This is a genomic window from Zobellia uliginosa (genome assembly GCF_900156625.1).
Lineage (GTDB): Bacteria > Bacteroidota > Bacteroidia > Flavobacteriales > Flavobacteriaceae > Zobellia > Zobellia uliginosa.
Genome location: NZ_FTOB01000001.1, coordinates 303570 through 326184, shown reverse-complemented (window position 1 = coordinate 326184; position 22615 = coordinate 303570). Strand labels below are relative to the sequence as shown.

General features: G+C 42.1%; 18 protein-coding genes. 12 read left to right on the top strand and 6 right to left on the bottom strand.

The genetic code is table 11. The features are described from left to right. Positions 1-209: 209 nt before the first annotated feature. Genes BW980_RS01385 through BW980_RS01375 form a run of 3 tightly spaced genes read left to right on the top strand, consistent with a single transcriptional unit; the run spans position 210 to position 1105 of the window. On the top strand, positions 210-539 hold the full coding sequence (locus BW980_RS01385) for a YtxH domain-containing protein (protein WP_076453174.1): 330 nt from the start codon (positions 210-212) through the stop codon (positions 537-539). Positions 540-542: 3 nt separating this feature from the next. Further along, a complete protein-coding gene (locus BW980_RS01380; protein WP_076453173.1) occupies positions 543-893 on the top strand; it encodes a hypothetical protein in 351 nt (116 codons plus the stop codon). Beyond that, positions 890-1105 carry a DUF6327 family protein gene (locus BW980_RS01375; RefSeq protein WP_076453172.1) on the top strand — a complete coding sequence of 72 codons (216 nt, stop codon included), beginning with the start codon at positions 890-892 and terminating at the stop codon, positions 1103-1105. The genes BW980_RS01380 and BW980_RS01375 overlap by 4 nt, the downstream gene beginning before the upstream one ends. Before the next feature lie 89 nt (positions 1106-1194). Here BW980_RS01375 and BW980_RS01370 read toward each other — a convergent pair whose 3' ends face one another. Together BW980_RS01370 and gltX are read right to left on the bottom strand one after the other, a co-directional pair. Continuing rightward, positions 1195-2127, bottom strand: coding sequence for an SPFH domain-containing protein (locus tag BW980_RS01370; protein ID WP_076453171.1), 933 nt, complete (start codon positions 2125-2127; stop codon positions 1195-1197). A gap of 176 nt (positions 2128-2303) precedes the next feature. Then, positions 2304-3812 carry a glutamate--tRNA ligase gene (gene gltX / locus BW980_RS01365; protein WP_076453170.1) on the bottom strand — a complete coding sequence of 503 codons (1509 nt, stop codon included), beginning with the start codon at positions 3810-3812 and terminating at the stop codon, positions 2304-2306. A 132-nt stretch (positions 3813-3944) separates the two neighbouring features. Here gltX and BW980_RS01360 point away from each other — a divergent pair, with 132 nt between their 5' ends. From BW980_RS01360 to BW980_RS01340, 5 genes are all read left to right on the top strand, one after another. Then, complete coding sequence (locus tag BW980_RS01360) at positions 3945-7385, top strand: DUF4175 family protein (protein ID WP_076453169.1); 3441 nt, start codon at positions 3945-3947, stop codon at positions 7383-7385. Continuing rightward, positions 7378-7797 carry an rRNA maturation RNase YbeY gene (gene ybeY, locus BW980_RS01355; protein ID WP_076453168.1) on the top strand — a complete coding sequence of 140 codons (420 nt, stop codon included), beginning with the start codon at positions 7378-7380 and terminating at the stop codon, positions 7795-7797. Before BW980_RS01360 ends, ybeY begins: the two co-directional genes overlap by 8 nt. 63 nt (positions 7798-7860) lie before the next feature. Beyond that, positions 7861-9729 (top strand): tRNA uridine-5-carboxymethylaminomethyl(34) synthesis enzyme MnmG, encoded by a 1869-nt coding sequence (mnmG, locus tag BW980_RS01350; RefSeq protein ID WP_076453167.1) that lies wholly within the window; start codon positions 7861-7863, stop codon positions 9727-9729. 797 nt (positions 9730-10526) lie between these two features. Further along, positions 10527-11357: a class I SAM-dependent methyltransferase gene (locus tag BW980_RS01345; RefSeq protein WP_076453166.1), complete on the top strand. Its 831-nt coding sequence runs from the start codon at positions 10527-10529 to the stop codon at positions 11355-11357. Positions 11358-11734: 377 nt separating this feature from the next. Beyond that, the gene (locus BW980_RS01340; protein WP_013993082.1) at positions 11735-12244 is read left to right on the top strand and encodes an OmpH/Skp family outer membrane protein; all 510 of its coding nucleotides are present in this window, start codon (positions 11735-11737) and stop codon (positions 12242-12244) included. Positions 12245-12300: 56 nt separating this feature from the next. Here the strand turns inward: BW980_RS01340 and BW980_RS01335 are convergent, their stop codons facing one another. Together BW980_RS01335 and BW980_RS01330 are read right to left on the bottom strand one after the other, a co-directional pair. Beyond that, complete coding sequence (locus BW980_RS01335; protein ID WP_175609830.1) at positions 12301-12699, bottom strand: DoxX family protein; 399 nt, start codon at positions 12697-12699, stop codon at positions 12301-12303. Positions 12700-12760: 61 nt separating this feature from the next. Further along, positions 12761-13912 carry a DNA polymerase III subunit gene (locus tag BW980_RS01330; protein ID WP_076453164.1) on the bottom strand — a complete coding sequence of 384 codons (1152 nt, stop codon included), beginning with the start codon at positions 13910-13912 and terminating at the stop codon, positions 12761-12763. A 142-nt stretch (positions 13913-14054) separates the two neighbouring features. Here BW980_RS01330 and BW980_RS01325 point away from each other — a divergent pair, with 142 nt between their 5' ends. From BW980_RS01325 to BW980_RS01315, 3 genes are all read left to right on the top strand, one after another. Then, positions 14055-15245: a phosphoglycerate kinase gene (locus BW980_RS01325; RefSeq protein ID WP_013993085.1), complete on the top strand. Its 1191-nt coding sequence runs from the start codon at positions 14055-14057 to the stop codon at positions 15243-15245. Positions 15246-15400: 155 nt separating this feature from the next. Beyond that, positions 15401-17044, top strand: coding sequence for a lytic transglycosylase domain-containing protein (locus BW980_RS01320; protein WP_076453163.1), 1644 nt, complete (start codon positions 15401-15403; stop codon positions 17042-17044). A 13-nt stretch (positions 17045-17057) separates the two neighbouring features. Beyond that, positions 17058-18053 carry a DUF4837 family protein gene (locus BW980_RS01315; protein ID WP_076453162.1) on the top strand — a complete coding sequence of 332 codons (996 nt, stop codon included), beginning with the start codon at positions 17058-17060 and terminating at the stop codon, positions 18051-18053. 404 nt (positions 18054-18457) lie between these two features. Here BW980_RS01315 and BW980_RS01310 read toward each other — a convergent pair whose 3' ends face one another. Next, complete coding sequence (locus BW980_RS01310; RefSeq protein ID WP_245799920.1) at positions 18458-20992, bottom strand: OmpA family protein; 2535 nt, start codon at positions 20990-20992, stop codon at positions 18458-18460. A 359-nt stretch (positions 20993-21351) separates the two neighbouring features. After that, positions 21352-21534, bottom strand: coding sequence for a twin-arginine translocase TatA/TatE family subunit (gene tatA / locus BW980_RS01305; RefSeq protein ID WP_013993089.1), 183 nt, complete (start codon positions 21532-21534; stop codon positions 21352-21354). Positions 21535-21729: 195 nt separating this feature from the next. On the opposite strand from tatA, the gene BW980_RS01300 reads away from it, so the two are divergent. Next, positions 21730-22596: a M23 family metallopeptidase gene (locus tag BW980_RS01300; protein ID WP_076453161.1), complete on the top strand. Its 867-nt coding sequence runs from the start codon at positions 21730-21732 to the stop codon at positions 22594-22596. Positions 22597-22615 lie beyond the last annotated feature (19 nt).

Genomic DNA, 22615 nt, shown 5'->3' with positions numbered 1-22615 from the left:
GTGGTTTGATGCTTTTAAATCGACTTAAATGGCTTCGGCGCACCCTAAAAGTATTTAAACGTCAATTTTAGATTCGATTGAGGTAATTTTTAGAATTTCTTCATCCTATACTTGCATGGTATCTGTTGGAGATAAAAATTTTTATAGGTCTTCCCATAAAAATACTTCCGAACGGATTTAACGGATTATGAATTTAAAAAATAGAGATTATGTCAAATGATAGTGGAAATATTTTGTTGGCCGTATTGACCGGGGCAATTATTGGAGTAGGAGCAGGGGTCTTGTACGCACCTGACAAAGGAGAGAAAACAAGAAAGAAAATTAAGAAGAACGCCTTAAAGACCAAAGAGGATATTTCACATAGGATATCACAGGCTACCGACGAGTTGACGAAAACTGCAGAGGCCAAGAAAGTGGATTTTGAACAGAAGCTTGAAGATACCATTTCAAACATGAGTTACAAGGCCGATGATATTATTATGACTTTGGAAGCTAAATTGGCCGAATTGAAGAAAAAGAATGCACAACTACAGAAATAGTATATGGCATTTGAGGAACTAAAGGATAGTATATCAGAAGCGGAGGCAAGCGCCAAGTCATACCTTGATAGCAGTAGGGAGTTTTATAAGTTAAAGGCTTTTAAGCTGCTTATGAAGGGTATTACAGGCTTTGCCCAAGCTGCTTTTCTATCCGTGGCGCTAATATTGGCCCTTCTATTCCTTTCACTCGGAGCAGCCTTTTGGATGGGTAACCAGTTGGAAGATACGCCTTTAGGATTTATTATGGTGGGGGGCTTTTATATACTGTTGGGTATTTTGGTCTTTGTATTCCGACGTACCTTGGTAAAACCGCTTATGGCCCGTTTTTCCGAACTTTATTTTGAAGAGATATGATACCAAAAAAATACACTTCGTTCGAACAGATCGATCAAGACTTGAAAATTTTGAAATTGGAGCAGGAGATAGGCCGTGAAAATTTTAAGATGCATGTACAGATTACAAAAAACAGTCTATATCCGACCCATTTGTTAGGTGGGTTTAGCGGAATTATTCAAAAACTGACCCTGTCCATGGTGGCGAAAAAGCTCTTGAAGAAGTTCAACTAGTATTGCTTTAATATAAAGAATGGCCTTAGGTATAAATTTCCTAAGGCCATTTTTCAAGTATTGGATAGGGGAGATAAAGCTCCCGTACCTTATGACTCGCTGTCTTTTTTGTTACGTGTTTTTTTCATCGATTCACCAATCATATTACTTGCCGTAAAGGAGGCGACCATATTGTTTAACATGTCACTACCCGCCTGTGGTGAATTAGGCAATAGAATCAGGTTGGTGTTGGTCTCTTCGCCTATGGATTGTAGGGTGTCATAATGCTGTGTTACAACGATAAGGGCGGAGGCTTCTTGCGAGTTGATACCCACTTTATTCAATACCTCTACCGATTCTTCTAGTCCACGTGCTATCTCACGACGCTGGTCCGCAATACCCATACCTTGAAGTCTTTTACTTTCCGCTTCGGCCTTGGCCTTTTCTACGATAAGGATACGTGCGGCGTCACCTTCGAATTGGGCGGCTATTTTTTCCCGTTCCGAAGCATTGATACGGTTCATGGCTTCTTTTACCTGGGCATCGGGATCGATATCCGTTACCAAGGTTTTAATGATGTCGTAACCATAATCCAACATGGCATCCTGTAGCTCCGATTTTACGGCAATGGCGATATCATCCTTCTTTACGAAAACATCGTCCAATTTCATTTTTGGAACCTCTGCACGGACCACGTCAAATACGTAGGAGGTAATCTGCTCGTGCGGGTACTCCAATTTATAGAAGGCGTCGTATACCTTTTCCTTTATTACTACATATTGCACCGAAACCTTGAGTTTTACGAATACATCATCTAAGGTCTTGGTCTCAATAATAACGTCCAGTTGCTGTATTTTGAGTCCGACCCTTGCGGAAATACGTTGAACGAAGGGTATCTTAAATTGAATGCCCGAATGTCTGACACTAGTAAATTTTCCGAAGGTTTCAATTAAAACCGCGGTTTGTTGTTTGACGATAAAGACTCCTGAGAGGATAGTCACAATGACGAAAAATGCAATTGGTATCCAGAGAAAACTGCCCATAATTTTAGATTTTAGATGATTTAATGAAGTACTGAATTTACGAAATGCTTTATAGATATGTAGTATTTTTCGTGAGTTTGTTACACACCACTAGTTTTTGTGGTTTTGGTCACCAAAAAAGGGCAACGATTGATTTTTATAATCGTTGCCCCTTATTGGAATGTAGTGGGTATAATTTATGCTAAAGCGGTCATGGCCTTTTGAATACGGGCAATACTGTCCGTTTTTCCGATCATGGCCATGATATCGAACAAATGCGGACCTTTCATATCGCCGACAATGACCAAGCGTAAGGGCGGCATGACTTTACCGAAGGATAATTCTTCTTTGCCAATCCAGGCTTTTACGGTAGTTTCAACATGTGCCGAGCTAAACTCTTCTATACCTTCAAGTACTGATACCAGTCGGTTTAAAATGTCTGGGGTATCGGCCTTCCATTGTTTTTTGGCGGCCTTTTCGTTGTAAGATGTTGGGGCTTCGAAGAAATAATCCGATAAATCCCAAAAGTCCGACACGAATACGGCGCGTTCCTTGATCAGGCTGACGACTTTTTCAATATAGTCTTTGGCTTGGTCATCGACTGCAATCGATTTTGATTTTAAGATTTCGGCATAAAGACCGGCCAATTCCTTGTCATCTTTAGTTTGAAGGTATTGTTGGTTGTACCACTTGGTTTTATCAGGGTCAAAGCGTGCCCCTGATTTGTTCACGCGTTCTATGCTAAAGGTGTCGATTAATTCCTGAAGGCTAAAAATTTCTTGTTCGGTACCGGGGTTCCAACCTAAAAGGGCCAAGAAGTTTACGACTGCTTCCGGAAAATATCCGGCTTCCTTATAGCCTTCCGATTCGTTCCAACTTAGGGGAAAGACAGGAAAGCCTAGCTTTTCACCATCGCGTTTGCTGAGTTTGCCTTTTCCTACCGGCTTCATAATGAGCGGTAAATGGGCAAATTCAGGGGCCTTCCAGCCAAAGGCATCATAGAGTTGCTGGTGAAGGGCCAAAGAGGGCAACCATTCTTCACCACGGATGACGTGGGTAATTTCCATTAAGTGGTCATCTACAATATTGGCGAGATGATAGGTGGGCATACCGTCGCTTTTGAAAAGAACCTTATCGTCTAAGGTATTGGTGTCGATTTCAATCGTTCCGCGAATAAGGTCTTTAAGATGTAACTTTACATCTGGAGGGGTAAGAAAACGTACGACGTAGGCTTCACCGGATTCCAAGCGGTTTTTGACTTCCTCAGGAGACAATGATAAAGAATTGTCCAGTTTCAGTCGGTTGTGCCAATTATATATAAAGGTCTTGCCTTCGGCTTCGTGACCTTTGCGGTGGACATCAAGGCTTTCCGAGGTATCAAAGGCATAATATGCCTTTCCTTTGGCAATGAGGGTTTCCGCGTATTCCTTGTATAAATGTTTGCGTTCACTTTGCCTATAAGGACCATAGTTACCCTGTAAACCTGGGCCTTCGTCAAAAGTGAGTCCGCACCAGTTCAAGGCATCGATAATATACTGTTCGGCACCTTCTACATAGCGGTTCTGATCGGTGTCTTCGATTCTTAGTATGAAGTCACCACCGTGTTTTTTGGCGAATAGATAGTTGAATAGGGCAGTGCGGACACCACCGATGTGCAATGGCCCTGTGGGGCTGGGTGCAAAACGTACGCGTACTCTTTGGCTCATGGCTAAAATATTTATGGCGTAAAGGTATAAAAAGCACCCTAGCTCCCAAAGGTATACCCTTTAATCCGTACTCATATTCGCCTTAATTCGCTTCGAAGAGCCCAGGCCCTTTTTTCCTTATCTTTACAATCTATGAACGCTTATCAGAACATACTTCACAAGCTCAAGGCTTTTGTTAGAAAGTACTATACCAAGATGCTGGTTAAAGGCATTTTGCTGTTTATGGCTCTGGGATTGCTCTTCTTTTTTATGGTCTTGGGCATTGAATACATGCTTTGGCTCAATTCTGCGGGACGGTTGCTGCTTTTGTTGGGATGTATAGCCGTAGAACTGTTATTGTTGTTTAAATACATTCTAACGCCTTTGTTCTATCTCTTTAGGTTAAAGCGGGGAATGGACAAGAAGGAAGCCTCCGTATTGATAGGAAGGCATTTTCCCGAGGTTGGGGATAAGTTGTATAACTTAATAGAGTTGGGTGAAGATAAGGATCGTTCCGAGTTGCTTTTGGCCAGTATAGAACAGCGAAGCCAGCAGTTGGGGGTCGTGCCCTTTACCAAGGCGGTGGATTTTCGCGAAAACCTGAAGTACCTGAAATACTTGGGTATACCCTTACTTGTCATTTTAATAATGTGGCTTACCGGCAACTTGAGGCCTTTTTTCGGATCCGCGGATCGGGTCGTAAACTACAACATGGCCTATGAACCTCCTGCGCCTTTTAGTTTTCACCTTTTGTCGAATGACTTAAGTGTACTCGACACCGAGTCCTTGACCATTGAAGTGATGACTAAAGGGGAAGTTCGTCCTGAGATGGTTTATATTGAGATCGATGGTAAGCAATCGGTTTTGCAAGAGCATGGCGGTCGGTACCAATATACCTTTGATGCACCGCGTGTTGATATGAATTTCGCTTTTGCGGCCAATGGTGTACGGTCTAGGGAATATACTTTAAAGGTATTGAAAACACCGACGGTACAAGACTTTGAGGTAAATTTGCAGTACCCACGATATTTGAATATGCCTCCCGAAACCCTAAAAAGTACGGGCAATGCTACTTTTCCTGAAGGGACAAGGGTAAGGTGGAAGGTAATCGGTAAAAATACCGAATCGGTACGGTTGTTGACCAAAGATACCGTTCGGGATTTTACAGTATCAAGGGATGTCTTTTCGCTATCTAAAACTGTATATCGCGATTTGGCCTATGAGATTACCACATCGAACCGGAATGTGAGCGATTTTGAAAGATTGGGATATAAGTTTAACGTCATTCGTGATGCCTATCCAACAATTAAGGTAGAGCAGATACGCGATAGCTTGAACCCCAATGTAGCCTATTATGTGGGTGAGGCTTCCGATGACTATAGGTTGAGTAGGGTGAGACTCGTGTGCTATTCTGATTCTAAGCCCGAAGACCGACAAAGTATCGCGATATCCACTCCCGAGACGAATTTTGAACGGTTTTACTATACCTTCCCCTCTGGATTGGATTTGAAACCTGGAGTGGACTATAGCTTTTACTTTGAGGCGACCGATAACGACGCAATACATAAAGGAAAGAGCAGTAAGAGTCAAGTCTTTTCCTTGGCTTTGTTGGATGAGGCCGAACTTAAAAATAAGGAGTTGGAATCGCAGCAGGCCATTATTAATAATTTGGATAAATCGCTGAGCAAGTTCAAAGAGCAGAAGACCGAGTTAAAGGAATTGAACCAGAACCAGAAGGAAAAAAACCAGTTGGATTTTAACCAAAAGAATCAAATCAAGGACTTTCTTAAAAAACAACAGCTGCAAGAGAACCAGATGCAAAAGTTTTCAAAGCAGCTAAAGGAAAACCTGAACAAGGGGGACAAGGACGATAAATTGAACCAGTTGTTACAAGAGCGATTGGAACGGCAGGAGATGGAGGCGAAGAAGAATGAAAAATTGCTGGAGGAATTGAATAAGATAGCTGACAAAATTGATAAGCAATCCCTGGCGAAGAAGCTCGAAGAGTTGGGTAAAAAACAACAGAACAGCGAGCGAAACCTTGAGCAATTACTAGAATTGACCAAACGGTATTATGTTACGGAAAAGGCGGACCAGTTAGGTAGGGAATTGGAAAAATTGACCGAGGAACAAGAAAAAGAGGCGCAAAAGGAGGCTGAAGCGAAATCGCTTGAAGAGCAGGAAAAGTTGAACCAGAAGTTCAGTGAATTGGGTAAAGAACTTGAAGAGTTGGAAAAGGACAATCAAGATCTTAAAAAACCGATGAGTATAGAGATGGATCAACAGAAGAAGGAAGCTGTTAAAAAGGATCAGGAAGAAGCTAAGGCAGCCCTTGAAAAGTTGGAAAATGAGAGGCAATCCGGAGAAGCGAAAGAGTCTGGTAAAAAGGCTACAAAGAAGCAAAAATCAGCAGCGCAAAAGATGAAGGAAATGAGTGAAGCCTTATCTAAGGCGGGCGCTGGAGGAGGGGGGTCTTCCATTACCGAAGATGCGGAAGTGCTTCGACAAATTTTGGATAACCTGGTTACTTTTAGTTTTAAACAAGAGCGCTTGTATGAGAGTTTGGAGGAAGTTGATGCCAACACCTCACAATTTTCGAATAGCATCCGTAAGCAACAGGAGTTACGAGATCTTTTCGAACATGTTGACGATAGCTTATTTGCCTTGTCCTTACGTCGTGCCGAACTGTCTGAATTTGTAAATGAGCAAATAACGGAGGTGTATTACAATATCGACAAAACTTTGGAAAGTGTGGCAGAGAATCAAATATACCAAGGTGTATCATATCAAAAGTATGTACTTACTGCATCGAATAGCTTAGCTGATTTTCTGGCTCGGATATTGGACAATATGCAAGAAAGTATGATGTCCCGTAAAGGGCAGGGTGAAGGAGAGGACTTTCAACTTCCTGATATTATCAAGGGCCAACAGGAGCTTAAGGAGAAAATGGAAGGCATGGGCAAGGAAGGCCAAGGAAAGTCGAGCGAAGGCCAAGGTCAAGGTCAACAGGGGAAAGGAGAAGGCCAACAGGGAGAGGGTAAACAAGGAGAAGGCCAGAAGAAGGGTGAAGGTCAAGGTGGTGACCAAGGCGACCAAAAGGGAAAGGGACAAGGAAATAATGGGGAAGGACAGAATGGTGGACAGGGGAGCGGGATGTCCAACCAAGTTTCCGAAGGGGAACTTAAAGAGATTTACGAAATATATAAAACCCAGCAAATGTTGCGAGAGAAGTTGGAGGAGCAGTTGAAGGATATGATCAATTCCGGCGACAAGAAATTGGGCGAGAAGCTAGTGAAGCAAATGGAGGATTTTGAAAACGACTTGTTGGAAAACGGCGTTACCCAGCGTAGTCTTTCTAAAATAAATAACATTCAGTACGAAATGTTGAAGTTAGAGAATGCTGCCTTGAAGCAGGGGAAAAAGTCCGAAAGGGAGAGCAATACTAATACCAATCAGTTTAAAAATCCTATTACCTCCAAGCCTTCAGTATTAGAGAATTATCGCGATGAAATTGAGATTTTAGATCGACAAGCACTACCTTTGCGCCACAATTTTCAAAACAAGGTAAAAGAGTATTTTAGGAACAATGATTGAATTTCATTTTAAGACTGATTTTTCTTTGGAACACCAGGAAAAATATAGGCGTTGGCTAGAAAAGCTTATTGAATCTGAACAGGGTTCCTTAGAGCAATTGGATTATATTTTTTGTTCTGATGAAGAGCTCTTGGATATGAATCAAAAATATCTCTCACACGATACGTATACCGATATTTTAACGTTTGATTATACTGAGGATAAAGCTATAGCGGGAGACATTTTTATTTCGGTGGATAGGGTCAAGGACAATGCCCAAGATTTAAACACCGAATTTGAAGAAGAGTTGCGCCGGGTTATGGCGCATGGCGTATTGCATCTGTTCGGTTATAAGGATAAAACAGATGAAGAGGCCAGTTTGATGCGTACTAAGGAAGAGGAAAAAATGGTAATGTTCCACGTGGAACAATAGGGAAAATAGGCCCGTGCGTTGCTAATGGATTGACATGATTTCATGTAATTAAGAGAGTGTAGAATGTTTGGAGAAGAATACGATGTAATAGTTGTGGGTGGAGGTCATGCAGGTGCAGAGGCCGCCGCCGCCGCCGCCAATATGGGTTCGAAAACCTTGTTGGTGACCATGAATTTACAAACTATCGGGCAGATGTCCTGTAATCCTGCCATGGGTGGTATTGCCAAAGGACAGATTGTACGGGAGATTGATGCCTTGGGTGGATATAGTGGGATAATTACCGATAAATCCGCTATTCAGTTTAAGATGCTGAACAAATCTAAGGGTCCTGCTATGTGGAGTCCGAGGGCGCAAAACGATAGAATGCGTTTCGCGGAAGAGTGGCGTTTGGCATTGGAGCGTACGCCTAATGTAGATTTCTATCAAGAAATGGTAGGCGGACTACTTATTGAAAAGGATAAAGTAGTAGGTGTAAAGACTTCCCTTGGTATAGCTATACGCTCTAAGGCCGTGGTGTTGACCAATGGAACTTTTCTAAACGGTTTGATCCATATTGGGGAAAAACAATTTGGAGGTGGTAGGGCAGGAGAGAAAGCTGCTACCGGTATTACCGAACAATTGCTTGATTTAGGCTTTGAAAGTGGTCGAATGAAGACGGGAACTCCACCTAGGGTCGATGGCCGTTCTTTGGATCATTCGGTGATGATACCCCAACCAGGGGATGTGGTTCCTGAGAAATTTTCATATTTAGACACACCGGTTCTTACGACACAGCGTGATTGTCATATGACACATACCAGTGCTCTGGTACACGATTTATTGCGAGAAGGTTTTGATCGTTCTCCAATGTTCAATGGTAGAATTAAAAGTATCGGACCAAGATATTGTCCGTCCATTGAGGATAAAATCAATCGTTTTGCGGATAAGGATAGCCATCAAATTTTTGTAGAACCAGAGGGTTGGAATACGGTAGAAGTCTATGTAAATGGTTTTTCTACGTCCCTTCCAGAAGATGTTCAATACAAAGCCCTACGATCGGTAAAAGGCTTCGAGAATGTCAAATTCTTTAGACCGGGCTATGCGATAGAATACGATTATTTTCCTCCTACGCAATTGAAGCATACGCTAGAGACAAAGCTTGTTCAGAATTTATATTTTGCCGGACAAATTAACGGTACGACTGGGTATGAAGAGGCAGCTTCTCAAGGTTTGATGGCGGGTATAAATGCCCACCTTAAAATCAATGAAAAGGAAGATTTTATACTACAAAGGGATGAGGCCTATATTGGGGTTCTTATCGATGACTTGATTACAAAGGGTACCGAAGAGCCTTATCGAATGTTTACTTCCAGGGCTGAATATCGAACACTGTTGCGTCAAGATAATGCAGATTTGAGATTGACACCACGTAGTTTTGAAATTGGTTTGGCCAAGGAAAATCGCTTAAAGCGAATGGAGGAGAAAGAGAAAAAGTCCGATGCCTTCGTTAGTTTTTTTAGGGAAACAAGTGTACGCCCGGAAGAAATTAATCCCATTTTGGATAGTGTGAATTCCGCTTTAGTGAAACAATCCGATAAGATGTTCAAGGTGTTTTCTAGACCCAAAGTTACGATGGAGCACATGCTTCAATTGGATGCTGTTTCCAGTTTTGTAGACGAGAACAATCTCGATAGGGAGGTGTTGGAACAGGCGGAGATTCAGGTAAAATATTCTGGATATATTGAGAAGGAAAAAAACAATGCCGATAAATTATTGCGTTTGGAAGGCGTCAAAATCCCTAAGAATTTCGACTATTCAAAGTTGAAGTCCTTGTCGTACGAAGCGCGTGAAAAACTGAACTCTATACAGCCAGTTACCATTGCACAAGCGGCGCGGGTTAGTGGGGTTAACCCTTCGGATATTAGTGTTCTCTTGGTGTATTTGGGAAGATGATTTTCTTGATTGTTCCACGTGGAACAATGGGAATTTCCTCCGGATACCAATGAAAATTGGTTGGAGCTTATGTATGGCCTTGCCTTAATCGGCGAGGTTTTTTATTTAAGGCCTTTAAAAAAAAACAAATAGAACCAAAGGAATCTATCATTGGGTCGAGCTGTTTTTAAAAGCTAGACGGCCATGTATTATGAACGTTTTTCTTGGGCTGAAAATTGTGTTGAATTTTATTTTATTGCGATTAATATTAGATTCAAAATTGCAGCAATGAAATTGCTTTTTGGGTGGATTTGTGGTCCGCTTTTATTTCGATCTTGGCTTCTTGTTCGAGTGGGACTATTTTGAAAAAAAAGTATCACAACACCGAGGCGAAAGAATTTAAATGGTCGCTTTCAAAACAGAATAGGTTCATCCTTGGCGGAACAAAAAGAGAAGTGGTTTTGTGATTATGTAAAGGCCAAGTTTGAATTGAACTTTGAGAATATTTATTACAATGTTCCATTTGAAGAGGAGGAAGAAATTTATTTTATTTTCATTTTATGAAGGAGGGAAATAGGATCAGGTCTTGAACTTTTTCCCGACGAAAAACAATACCAGTGCGATTTGGTTTTTGAAAAATGAGAATGAAATTTTACAGGATTGTGATACAAATGTTCGAAATGAAAATTGATATACGGCCATGGAAGTATACCCAAATTTGGTCAGGGATGCTCTTTGTAGAAAATCGTTTTCCAGAGCCGTTGTTTTAAATTATCTTCGTTACCTCAAGAAAGAATACCTTACCACGCAGAACTAAAATGAAACCATTTTTAAGAACTAAAGATTTCTCCGTTAGCGGTGAAGAATTTGAATTGCTTTTAGATGAAGATCTACAAATGTTGGTGACCCAACCGCAGCCAAAAGATCTTCAAAAATATTATGAGAGTGATGCCTATATCTCACACACCGATTCCAGAAAGTCTACTTTGGACAAGATGTACCATGCGGTCAAAAAATTTAGTTTATGGAATAAAGTAAACCTGATCGGCCGTTATGCAAAAAAGAATAAAACGCTATTAGATGTCGGTGCCGGTACGGGCGATTTTTTATTACATGCCCAAAGTAGGGGTTGGTCCGTTGAAGGGGTAGAACCGAGTCTTGATGCGCGCATGAGATCGCGCGAGAAAAAAATGGAACTGGTTTCCGATTTGTCTTTTGTTGCCGGAAACAAATTTCAGGTCATTACGCTTTGGCATGTGCTTGAACATTTACCCGGTCTCGATAATCAGATAAAGACCATATTATCACTTTTGGAAACGGATGGGGTTCTTATTGTTGCCGTTCCAAATTTTAAATCTAAGGATGCAAAGTTCTATAAAGAGTTCTGGGCCGCTTATGATGTGCCCAGACATTTGTGGCATTTTTCAAAGGAAGCTATCGAAGGTAAGTTTGCTTCGCATCATATGAAATTGATAAAGACCAAACCGATGTGGTTCGATTCGTTTTATGTGTCCATGCTTTCCGAAAAATATAAAACAGGCAAGCAAAACTTTTTAAGGGCCTTTTGTGTTGGCCTGTGGTCGAATGTCTTGGCCTTGTTCAACGGACAGGCATCTTCATTGATATACATTCTAAAAAAGGAGGCTTAGACCTTAAAATCAAGGTTAGAATTGATTTTCGAGCGATTTAACGGCGTTTTGACTTGATTAACGTGATCGGGTCGATTCGTTTTTAATCGTTTAAATGAGCGTATTTGAGAAGCTTGTTTTTTATAGCTTTTTCTGATACTCATGGTTAGGTGTCATAGTAATTGTTTATGCTGTTATTTTAGCTGTAATTTTGATGATGTGAACGGATTTTATGTAGAACCATGTCTTGGGTGCACATAAAAAAAATAGTTCTCGTGAATTAGAAAAGCTTTTCTATTTTTGCCCAACTTCGAATGGGTCGATAAACTTTCATCACAAATAATTTTTTCGATTTCAGGTTTGAAGCAACCAAAGCAGATTTTAAATAAAACAGAATTATGAAAAACGTAGTATGGGTATTGGCGATTTTGGTATTGGCCTCTTGCCAACAAGAAAAGATCGGATTTGTAGACAACGTAAAGTTGATGGAAGAGTATCAAGAAAAAATTGACGTCGAAGCCAATTTTAAAGTGAAGGCCGATGCTTTAGCCAAGAAAAGAGACAGTATTTCCCAAGCTTTTCAGCAAGAAGCCCAGGCTTTCCAAATAAAGGCTCAGAAACTATCGCAGCAAAAGGCGCAAGAAGAGTACGGTTTGATGCAGCAAAAAGGCCAGATGATCGGACAGCAATTACAGCAAGAAGACCAGCAATTGCAGTTGGAAGGCCAGACAGAGATGGATAGTATCATCAGCAAGGTAAAGAAAGAGGTCAAGGCGTACGGCAAGGCCAATGGCTATAGCTACATACTTGGTGGCGGAGATGGCGGTTCGGTGCTTTATGGAAAAGACGCAAACGACCTTACAAGCGAAATCGTTAGCTTATTGAACGAGAAGTACAAGAAAAAGTAATAAGGCCTGTCAGGGGCTTAAAAGCGTGCTTGGGAATAGTCTTAAGCACGCTTTTTTTATTTCTGTAAGATGTATACCAGAAATATAGCGGGAACAAAATATACGGCTATGGTCTTCGCTCCTTCATAGTCCTTCGCCAAACGCTGACCGAACATCAGCATCAGCAAGGTAATGCATGATATTATGCTTCCGTATAGGGCCACATGGCTTTCCCCCATAATCAACATTTGGTATAGGCCAACGGCGCAGAGGATGCCCGAGGCCATTTCCATTAGGAGCAAGGTGCCCAATAAGATCGGAACCAGTTTGTGAAGGGGTGTATCTGAAAAATGTTCTTGAAGCCATGTGAGATTACCCTTCCAGTCAAATACTTTGTCGATACCGCTTTGAACAAAGACGATGATCAGAAAAATCAATATCAATATTTCGGTAACAAAATGCATAAAAGTGTCCATAGTAGCTTGGTTTACGGTTGGTAGCCATTAAGTTACCAAAAATTCCATAGTATAGCACAGACTATGCTGCTTTTCTGTGTAAAAGACGTGTCAATTTTATCGATAGGTCCGTAAGGATAATCTTAGAATTTCCGTTGCGTTCAATATGGTATATGGCGTCTTCCAACTCCTTTGTAATGGTGATGATGTTGTTTTCGTGAATAAAGGGGGCAAATTTCTCAAGGCTAAAACCATCTACGTGAACCTTCATAAAGGCAAGTTCGTCGGCATTAAAATTAATAAGCATGGCCTGTCGCATTACGGCAAGGCAGTAGAGTAGAAATTTCTTTTGGGTCTCGCGTCCGGTCTTTGCCACTTCCTCGCTCCACATAATCAGGTCTTGAATGGCACTTTTGTTGCCCTTCGCCTTAAAGGCACTGCGTACCCATTGCACGAACCATTTTTCAAATACCAAATCTTCTGAGTCGGCGTTCATGAGGTCAAGGGCCTTGTTAAAGTTGCCGTTCGCCTCATGGGCTATACGTAGGGCTTCTTCCCTTAGGGCACCCTTTTCGACTAGGGCGTTGGCCATTGCCTCTTCTGCCAATGGGGGAAAATGTAATACTTGACAGCGCGAACGTATGGTCTGTATAATTTGTTCTTCGTCTTCGGCGATCAATATAAAGACCGTTTTATTGGGGGGTTCCTCTATTAATTTTAAGAGCTTGTTGGCGGCCGGGGTATTCATTTTTTCGGCCATCCAGATCAACATGACCTTGTACCCGCCTTCATACGATTTCAAGGCGAGCTTTTTAACCACATCTTGGGCTTCGTCAACCCCGATCTGGCCTTGTTTTTTTTCTATACCGATCAATTGGTACCAATCGAAAAGGTTGCCATAGGGCTGTTCTTTTACGAATTTGCGCCACTCTTCCATATAATGGTCGCTCACGGCATGGCTCTTTATCTTGTCGGAATTCGATACCGGAAAGGCAAAGTGCATATCCGGATGCGAAAGCGAACCGAATTTCAGGTTGCAACTTTCGTTGCTTCCGTCGTTTTCCCCTCCTGAGTTTCCGCAGATGATGTACTGGGCGTAGGCAATGGCCATGGGCAAGGTTCCCGAGCCTTCGGGCCCTACGAATAATTGGGCATGTGGAATTCGGCCAGCATCTGCGCTAGTGGCCAAATGGTTCTTAATGTGCGATAGTCCTAAAATAGTGTTGAACAGCATGGCCCAAAGATAACTTTTTTAATACATACATTCTTAGGCGGACCACTTCTTAAATATGGTTAATATCTATAAGTCTAATGGTTTTCGGTTACCAGTCTAACATCCTTTTTATTACATTTGCGACTCTCTAAAACTGCATGACATGAAAACTGTAAACGACTTTAATTTTGAAAATAAGAAAGCCCTAATTCGCGTTGACTTCAACGTTCCGTTAGACGAGCATTTCAATGTGACCGATTCCAACCGGATTCAAGCGGCCAAACCTACTATTATCAAGGTTCTTGAAGATGGCGGTAGCGCTGTTTTGATGAGCCACCTAGGAAGGCCTAAGGGGCAAAGCAATCCGGATCTGTCTTTACAGCATATCTGCAGTACGGTTTCCGATGTTATCGGCGTAACCGTAAAATTCGTAGCCGACTGTGTTGGTGAGGTGGCCGAAAAGGCCGTTGCCGATTTAAAACCTGGCGAAATTTTGTTGTTGGAAAACCTAAGGTTTCATGCCGAGGAGGAAAAAGGCGATGAAGCCTTTGCCGAGCAACTGTCAAAGTTGGGAGACATTTATATCAACGATGCATTCGGTACGGCACACAGGGCCCATGCATCGACCACTATTATAGCCAAGTTCTTTCCTGAAGAGAAATGTTTCGGACTATTATTGGCCAAGGAAATCGAAGCGATCGATAAAGTGATGCAAACTGGCGAAAAACCGGTTCTTGCAATTTTAGGGGGAGCTAAGGTTTCGTCAAAGATTACCATTATCGAAAATATTTTGGACAAGGTGGATCACTTGATTATTGGCGGGGGAATGACCTATACTTTTATCAAGGCCCAAGGGGGACATGTTGGGGATTCTATCTGCGAAGACGATAAAATGGACCTGGCAATGGATATTCTAAAGCAGGCCAAGGAAAAGAACGTTGAAGTTCATATTCCTGTTGATGTTTTGGCAGCTGACGATTTTGCCAACGATGCCAATACCCAAATAGTCGATGTCACTAAAATACCGGACGGATGGCAAGGATTGGACGCCGGTCCAAAAACCTTGGAAATCTTTAAAGAGGTCATTTTGAAGTCAAAGACCATTTTGTGGAACGGACCTATCGGTGTTTTTGAAATGGAGAGTTTTGCAAAAGGAACCATTGCCGTAGGAAACTTTATCGATGAGGCTACTAAAAACGGGGCATTTTCACTTGTAGGTGGAGGTGATTCGGTCGCGGCCGTAAAACAGTTCGGCTTTGAGAACAAGGTAAGTTATGTGTCTACCGGTGGAGGAGCCATGTTAGAAAGCCTAGAAGGAAAAACACTGCCCGGTATTGCTGCAATAAAGGGCTAGTAAAGGCGTTATCGATAAACGGGGCGCCTTGTGCACCAACGCTTTATTGGTTAAAAATTTTATTATTCAATAAAAAAGAACGATTTTAGTAGGGTTACGGCACGCTGTAACCCTATTTGTATAAATAAATTCGCCTTGTTTTATAAACACATTTGATGACAAAAAACAGAAAACATTTTCTCACGATATTCTCAAGTCTGGTATTGGCTCTGCCTATAGTGGCCCAAGAACAGGAAAGAGATTCTGTTGCAGGCCTTCAAGACGAAACGGTCGGTATGGTATCCGATACCTTGGCGATGGATATGAACGGTGTTGAACAAATGGAGCAAATGGTCCATGACAGTATCGCGTTGAACGACAGTCCCATTGTGCTCTTAAAAGACAGTACGGGCTTAAAAGTAAAATTGCGTGATTTGCCGGAAGCCGCTAAGTACGATAGTCTGTGGATGAAGGAACTTTACGCCAACGCAAGCCTCTCGCAAGAGATGTTCGGAGAGGTTGAAAAACTGGATTACGACAAGACCTATCCGACCTCATTGCCCACCGATACCCTCAAGGCTCGTTTGGAGCGATTGAACCAAAAGACACCGTTCAATATAGCCTATAACCCTTCGTTGGAAAATGTCATCAAATCTTTTCTTTTTAGAAAAAGGGACCTTATGGAACGCATGCTAACGGTAAGCCAGTTCTACTTTCCCTTGTTTGAACAAGAGCTTGACAATTATGATATTCCTTTGGAAATGAAATACCTTTCCATTGTTGAATCCGCATTGAACCCGAGGGCAAGGTCACGTGTCGGGGCTACCGGGCTTTGGCAATTTATGTACGGCACCGGAAAACAGTACAATCTCAATGTGAACAGTTTTGTGGATGAACGGAGCGACCCTATTAAATCGACCACTGCCGCATGCCAGTTCTTAGCGAAATTATATGATATTTATGGGGATTGGGACTTGGCCTTGGCCGCATACAATTCTGGTCCGGGTAACGTGAACAAGGCGATAAGAAGGTCAGGAGGCTATAAGAACTACTGGAACATTCGTCGCTATCTTCCACGTGAAACAGCGGGTTACGTACCGGCTTTCTTGGCGACGATGTATTTATTTGAATATGCCGAAGAGCACGGTCTAAAGGGGCAACAGGTAGAAAGGGCCTATTTTGAAACCGACACCGTTCATGTAAAGAGTCTTATCACCTTTGATCAGATAGCCGAACTCACGGGTGTAGGAAAAGAAGAACTCATCGTTTTGAACCCTTCGTACAAGTTGAACGTTATCCCTTATGTTGAGGGAAAGAAACACGTTCTGCGCCTACCGAAATATGCTATTGGCAGTTTTGTACATAACGAAGAGGCCATTTATGCCCATGTGAAGAAAGAATTGGAGAGCGAGGAAAGCCCCTTGCCGAAATTGGTAAAGGAGGCAGAGGAAAACCGCATCCGCTACAAGGTACGCAGCGGCGATTTTCTCGGACGTATCGCCGAACTCTATGGGGTGCGCGTAAGCCAGATTAAACAATGGAACGGTCTTAGAAGCAACAATCTTAGAATTGGCCAGCGCCTTACCATTTACCCGAGAAGAATGCCGGGTTCAACGGTGGCGTCGACCAAAACATCGACTTCATCAAAGAACTACGCGCCTGGGACAAAAACCCATACAGTAAGGAGCGGGGACTCACTCTGGACCATCTCGAAAAAATATCCAGGAATTTCTGTTGAAAATTTACGACAATGGAACGGTATTAGTGGTAAAAATCTAAAACCGGGCACAAAATTGAAATTGTGCGAATGTTCATCGTAAACCTAAACCTAAAATGAAACAAGCTGGAACATTATTTTTACTCTTAACCCTCTTATTCTCTTCTTGTAAAGAATCAAAAAGCAAAAAATACCTACCGTCTTCCGTTGGCGCGATCAATTCTATGGTCGTTGTTATAGATAGCGAACTATGGAAGGGGAGTGTGGGCGATACCATAAGGCGGCATTTTGCGGCCCCCGTTGTCGGAATGCCCATGGACGAGCCTTTGTTCACTATTGACCAGGTAGCCCCAAAATTTTTCACGGGATCAATTCGAAATACACGATCTATTCTTTATGTGATGGAAGACTCTTTAAACCTGGCCCACGTAAAAACCGATATGTACGCCTCACCGCAACGTGTTGGGGTTATCAAGGGTACGAGCAAGGACGAAATTATAGAAAATGTAAGGGCAAAGGCCGATGATATTATCACCGCTTTTAAGGATATGGAAATCGAGGCCGCCCAAAAGCGCTTCGAGCGCTCATTGAGCAAAGAGACCGTACTGCAAGATAAGTTCGGTATTTCCCTGAACATACCGTCTATTTATAAAGTGGGAAAGCAAGAAGATAATTTTGTTTGGATCGATCGTGAAATACAAAGGGGTACCGCCAATATTACCGTATATGAAATGCCCGCCGATAGTTTTTCGAACGATTCTACCTTGGTAAAGGATATTGTGGCCATGCGTGATTCTATAGGGGCCCTATACATTCCCGGCCCCGATGTTCCCAACAAGATCACCCATATGCGCACCGAACCTGCATTTGCTCCCTATGTTTATCCTGCTGAAATCGGGGGGTTAAAAGGCGTAGAGGTAAGAGGCCTTTGGGATATTAAGAACTTCCCTATGGCAGGACCCTTTCTTACCTACATCTTAAACGATAAGGAAAACAATCGAAAACTGGTGTTGGAAGGCTTTGTATTTGCCCCGGCAACCGAAAAAAGAAACGATCTGTTTGAATTGGAAGCTATCTTGAAGACATTTAAAATAGAGGGAGTCAAAAACTGATCTTACTCAGATAAAACAACAAATACGGCCATCTTCAAAGATGGCCGTATTTGTTTGGTGCCCAAACGCCTTATTTGGGCAAACAGGGGCTTTTGCCCAGGCTTTTCGCCCGTACATGGTAAAGAACCACGATTAAGGAGGAAACAGCTTTTAAATGCGCTTAAAACAAGCTTTGCTGCTTTTGGCTTCCCTTTCAAAACGTATTTTGACTAGTGGTTTTGGGATAGCCATAAGGCATCTAATAAGCTGTGTTATTGTGGCAGTGCCTTGGGTGTTGTCATCTGTAAAATGATGGTAGATTCACTTAAAAAGTTCTCTCGATGTTAAAAGTATCCCGTGTCTTTAAAACATAAAAAAACCGCTGTTGGTAGGACAGCGGTTTCTTTTTCTATATTTTTTGGTTTTTACATATGTGTAATGATGAACTCGGATCTTCGGTTGAGTACGTGGTCTGCTTCTGAACAAGGCGTAGACCCGTCACATTCGTTAAGAAGCTTGCTCTCACCATAACCGATGGCACTCTCTATACGTTCAGGGGAGATACCTTGGGAAATGATATAGTCCCTAGTCGATTTGGCCCTTTTATCGGATAGGTGTTCGTTGTATGCTTTGCTACCCCTTGAATCGGTGTGCGATTCTATTTTGATGACCATGCTCGGGTACTCCTTCATTACATTGACGAGCTTATCCAATTCTTTGGCCGCATCAGGTCTGATGTGCGACTTGTCAAAGTTGAAATAGATCATTTCGGTCTTGATTTTCTTGATACCATCTTCAATAGCGATCATTTCTTCAAGACGTTTCATGGCGATATCGACTTTTACGGTATCGTTTTGTGTTGTTGCTATCAATCTTTCGTTATCTACGAATTTGTCTTCAACCGTTTTAAGAATGTATTTGGTTGAACTGTCGAGGTCCTCGAAAATGAAATTCCCTTCGTCATCGGCAATCGTTTCTTTAAGTTTTATACCGTTTTCATCTAAAAGCTCGACCAAGGCCTGGGGCATTACCTCGCCCGTTACCAGTTCGGTAACAACACCGGCAATGGCATTATGGTTGGCAGGTGTTTCCTCTAGGGTCAAACGTTTGAACGAATAAATATCGTCATCGCCTTTACCGCCTTCACGGTTTGAGGCAAAATATCCTTGTTGGTTGGCCTCGTTCACGATATATGAAAAGTCATCCTTATTGCTGTTTATCGGTTGTCCAAGATTTTTTACTTCCTGAAATCCGTTTTCGGGATCGTAAGCGCTCTCATAGATGTCCAATCCCCCAAGACCGGTTAATCCGTCCGAAGAAAAATACAGTTTTTCCCCATTAAAGAAAGGGAACATTTCACGTTGTTCCGTATTGATGCTCGGACCCAAGTTTCTGGGCTCGGAGAAACCGCCGTCATCAAGTACGTCTACAACAAAGATGTCGGTTTTGCCCAAGCTACCCGGCATATCCGAAACAAAATAAAGCTGTTTGCCATCAGGACTCAATGCGGGGTGGCCAGTGGAGTAATTATCGCTATTAAAGGAGACTTCCGTCGCTTCTGTCCATTCCGTGTCCACTTTGGTCGATTTGTAAATTTTCAAATGGTTTATACCCTTCTTGTCCCTCTTGAGTTTTTTACCATAGTTGTTGCGGGTAAAATACATGGTCTTGTTATCGGGTGAAAACGTAACCGAGGCTTCATGGTATTTGGTATTGATTTTTTGGGAAAGCTTTAAAGCTTCCTTTAGGTCGTTGGTCTCTTCGTTTATTTTGGCCACGTACAGGTCGAGGTAAGGCTGGTTGTTCCACTTATACTTTCGGGAGGTAAATATAGAGGAGTCTTTGGCAGAGGAAAAAACCACCTGATTGGAATCAAGGAACATTGGGGAAAAATCGGAGTACTGCGTATTAATGGCCAAGTTTTTAAGTTCCAAATCGCTTTTCGAACTTAGGATGTTATCCAAGGTTGTCTCATTCACTTGGGCCCTGTTTGCCAATGCGTCGTTAGGAGTAGCCTTAACTTTTTTGTTGTAGAGGCGCATTAAGCGTTTGGATCGGGCAAATTTTCCGGTGCCTTTTAGGGAATGGGCGTATTTAAAAATATTCTCGGAAGACATCTCTTCGCCATAGTTTTCATAAAGTACGTTGTACCATTCGTATGCCTTTTCCATATTGGTGTTGAAATAATAGGCGTCGGCCGCTTTTTGGATGATATCTTTTGATCGGTATTTATCACCTTTTTCCAAGGCCTGCTCGTATAGTTCGGCAGCTTCGGCATACCACATTTTATCAAAGAAATAATCGGCTCTTTGAATGAGTTTGGTCTTGCCGGAAGATTCATTGATGCTGCTCTTTGGTGTGCTTTCAGCAATGGCGAAAACCTTGTCTGCAGGTGTTTCAATGACAGGCATGGCCGCTTGGTCTTTGGGCGATGCTATGCCGCTTTCAATAGTTTCGGCTTCGTCGTCGAACATTATGCCTTCACCGCCAATGGCTTCACTGTTTTCAATTTCCAATATCCAAAGATCATTTTTGTATGTGCCGTCTAGTTTTGAAACCCATGCATCTACGGCCTCTAGTCCAAAAGGATAGTAAGCTATATAGACGTAATTGAGGTCATTGTTTGTGTTTTTGATATAGTTGGCCGATTCAAAGCCTTTCCTTTTTAATTTTTTTACGGATTTGTCGAGTGATTTAGAATCGGTGAAAACCCCTGAAATGAGATAATAGCCGTTTTCGACACCTTCAAGGTCACTGAAAGTTCTGTTGGGAATACCGTGTCGATCGGCGGCGTTTTCGAAAGTTTCGGTGACGGAAAAGGTTTCTTCCGAGACTGGGGTAAAATCAATGCTTGGGGTTTCGGAACGTGGTGCGATTTCTTCCGAGTCGATATTCTGAAATTCTTGGGCCATACAGGTGAACGACACTAGAAAAATATAGGTGGCGATTAGTTTTTTCATGATTTGGTATGTTGAAAAAAATTTGCCGATCCAACAGATGCGGCATGTAGGGTTTTTAAAAAAGGTAGGTGCTAAGGCTATTTTGAACTGGGGGATACCTTAACCATATATTCTTTGATAACGTAAATTTCAGGTGAAGGTTATACGCGAGCTTTCTTTTGTTGTGAAATGCTGGTTTTGAGGTATGAAACCCTATAAGGACGATGCCTGAAGAGTAGGCCTACTTTAGTCTGGGAGGTTGAAGGGCACAAGTGATTGTCCGTAATTCGTAGTATAAATATACTAAACGGTATATTTATAGGTCAAAAAAAACCTCTGCTTTGGGCAAAGGTCTCTAACTAAAATTATGTCGTAATAAATTAGTCTTTCTTTTCTTCTAAGGGCTCGTCTTCTTTAGAAGCATCTTTGAATTCTTTTATACCACTACCAAGTCCGCGCATCAATTCAGGAATCTTTTTTCCTCCAAACAATAAAAGAACCACCAACACGACGATGGCTATTTGCCATGGCCCTATCGCCAAAAATATCTGTAAAGTTGTCATAGTTTTGTTTTTAAACAGATTCAAAGATACTAAAAAAGTTACTCCAATCACCGTAAATGTAGTGGCAACGCAATTATTTTAACAGATATGCCCGAGTTTTCTTAAATGTATTATAAGCTAGCCCGTGGTATTTCAAAGAATCATTAATTTCGGGCAACCGTATAAGAATCCGATTCCATCCTTTATATTTGCTTTATGGCGAAAAAAGTCAAAAAGAGAAAAGAGATCAAACGCAAGCTGCTGCACAAGTATCGTTTGGTCATTCTTAATGAGTCTACCTTTGAAGAGAAAATCTCTTTCAAGCTGAGTCGCCTGAACGTCTTTGTTACGGGTTCGCTCTGTACAATTGGGCTTATCGCACTCACCACCCTGTTGATTGCCTTTACGCCCTTGCGGGAATATATACCAGGTTACTCGAGTACCAAACTTAAGAAGCAGGCAACCGATTTAACGTATAAAACGGATTCCCTAGTGGCCTCCTTACATAATACCAATAGGTATTTAGAGAGCATACGCATGGTCTTACGGGGAGATGTGGCATCACAAGAGGTGAACTTAGATTCATTACGCGAACGTTTTAAGATTGACCCATCGAGTATAGATCTTACCCCAATAAAAGAAGATTCCCTATTAAGGGCCGAGGTGGCGTTAGAAGATAAATACAATTTGTTCGAGCGCAATGCCACCGGGGCCGAGATTGAACTCTTTCCTCCCCTGAGCGGAGAAATATCAAACCATTACGATGCCGAAAAACAACACTACGCGGTCGATGTAACGGCTCCTAAAGATACCCCTATAAAAGCGGTTGCGAACGGTACCGTAATTTTCTCCGAATGGACGGCCGATACAGGTTATGTCATTATTCTAGAGCATAAAGATGGACTCATAAGTGTTTACAAGCACAACGGTTCGCTCAATAAAAGACAAGGGGAAGTGGTCAGGGCCGGAGAAGTGATCGCCTCCGTCGGCAATACCGGTGAATTCACCACCGGACCTCATCTACACTTTGAATTATGGAGCAACGGTAATGCAGTAAATCCTTTAGACTACATAGATTTTTAAGTTCATACCCCTAATTAAT

Coding starts and splice junctions, on each gene's coding strand:
- BW980_RS01315 (WP_076453162.1), top strand. CDS start 17,058: ATGAAACAAGCTGGAACATTATTTTTACTCTTAACCCTCTTATTCTCT.
- BW980_RS01300 (WP_076453161.1), top strand. CDS start 21,730: ATGGCGAAAAAAGTCAAAAAGAGAAAAGAGATCAAACGCAAGCTGCTG.
- BW980_RS01375 (WP_076453172.1), top strand. CDS start 890: ATGATACCAAAAAAATACACTTCGTTCGAACAGATCGATCAAGACTTG.
- BW980_RS01345 (WP_076453166.1), top strand. CDS start 10,527: ATGAAACCATTTTTAAGAACTAAAGATTTCTCCGTTAGCGGTGAAGAA.
- BW980_RS01325 (WP_013993085.1), top strand. CDS start 14,055: ATGAAAACTGTAAACGACTTTAATTTTGAAAATAAGAAAGCCCTAATT.
- ybeY (WP_076453168.1), top strand. CDS start 7,378: ATGATTGAATTTCATTTTAAGACTGATTTTTCTTTGGAACACCAGGAA.
- BW980_RS01330 (WP_076453164.1), bottom strand. CDS start 13,912: ATGCTGTTCAACACTATTTTAGGACTATCGCACATTAAGAACCATTTG.
- BW980_RS01385 (WP_076453174.1), top strand. CDS start 210: ATGTCAAATGATAGTGGAAATATTTTGTTGGCCGTATTGACCGGGGCA.
- gltX (WP_076453170.1), bottom strand. CDS start 3,812: ATGAGCCAAAGAGTACGCGTACGTTTTGCACCCAGCCCCACAGGGCCA.
- tatA (WP_013993089.1), bottom strand. CDS start 21,534: ATGACAACTTTACAGATATTTTTGGCGATAGGGCCATGGCAAATAGCC.
- BW980_RS01380 (WP_076453173.1), top strand. CDS start 543: ATGGCATTTGAGGAACTAAAGGATAGTATATCAGAAGCGGAGGCAAGC.
- BW980_RS01340 (WP_013993082.1), top strand. CDS start 11,735: ATGAAAAACGTAGTATGGGTATTGGCGATTTTGGTATTGGCCTCTTGC.
- BW980_RS01360 (WP_076453169.1), top strand. CDS start 3,945: ATGAACGCTTATCAGAACATACTTCACAAGCTCAAGGCTTTTGTTAGA.
- BW980_RS01320 (WP_076453163.1), top strand. CDS start 15,401: ATGACAAAAAACAGAAAACATTTTCTCACGATATTCTCAAGTCTGGTA.
- BW980_RS01335 (WP_175609830.1), bottom strand. CDS start 12,699: ATGGACACTTTTATGCATTTTGTTACCGAAATATTGATATTGATTTTT.
- mnmG (WP_076453167.1), top strand. CDS start 7,861: ATGTTTGGAGAAGAATACGATGTAATAGTTGTGGGTGGAGGTCATGCA.
- BW980_RS01310 (WP_245799920.1), bottom strand. CDS start 20,992: ATGAAAAAACTAATCGCCACCTATATTTTTCTAGTGTCGTTCACCTGT.
- BW980_RS01370 (WP_076453171.1), bottom strand. CDS start 2,127: ATGGGCAGTTTTCTCTGGATACCAATTGCATTTTTCGTCATTGTGACT.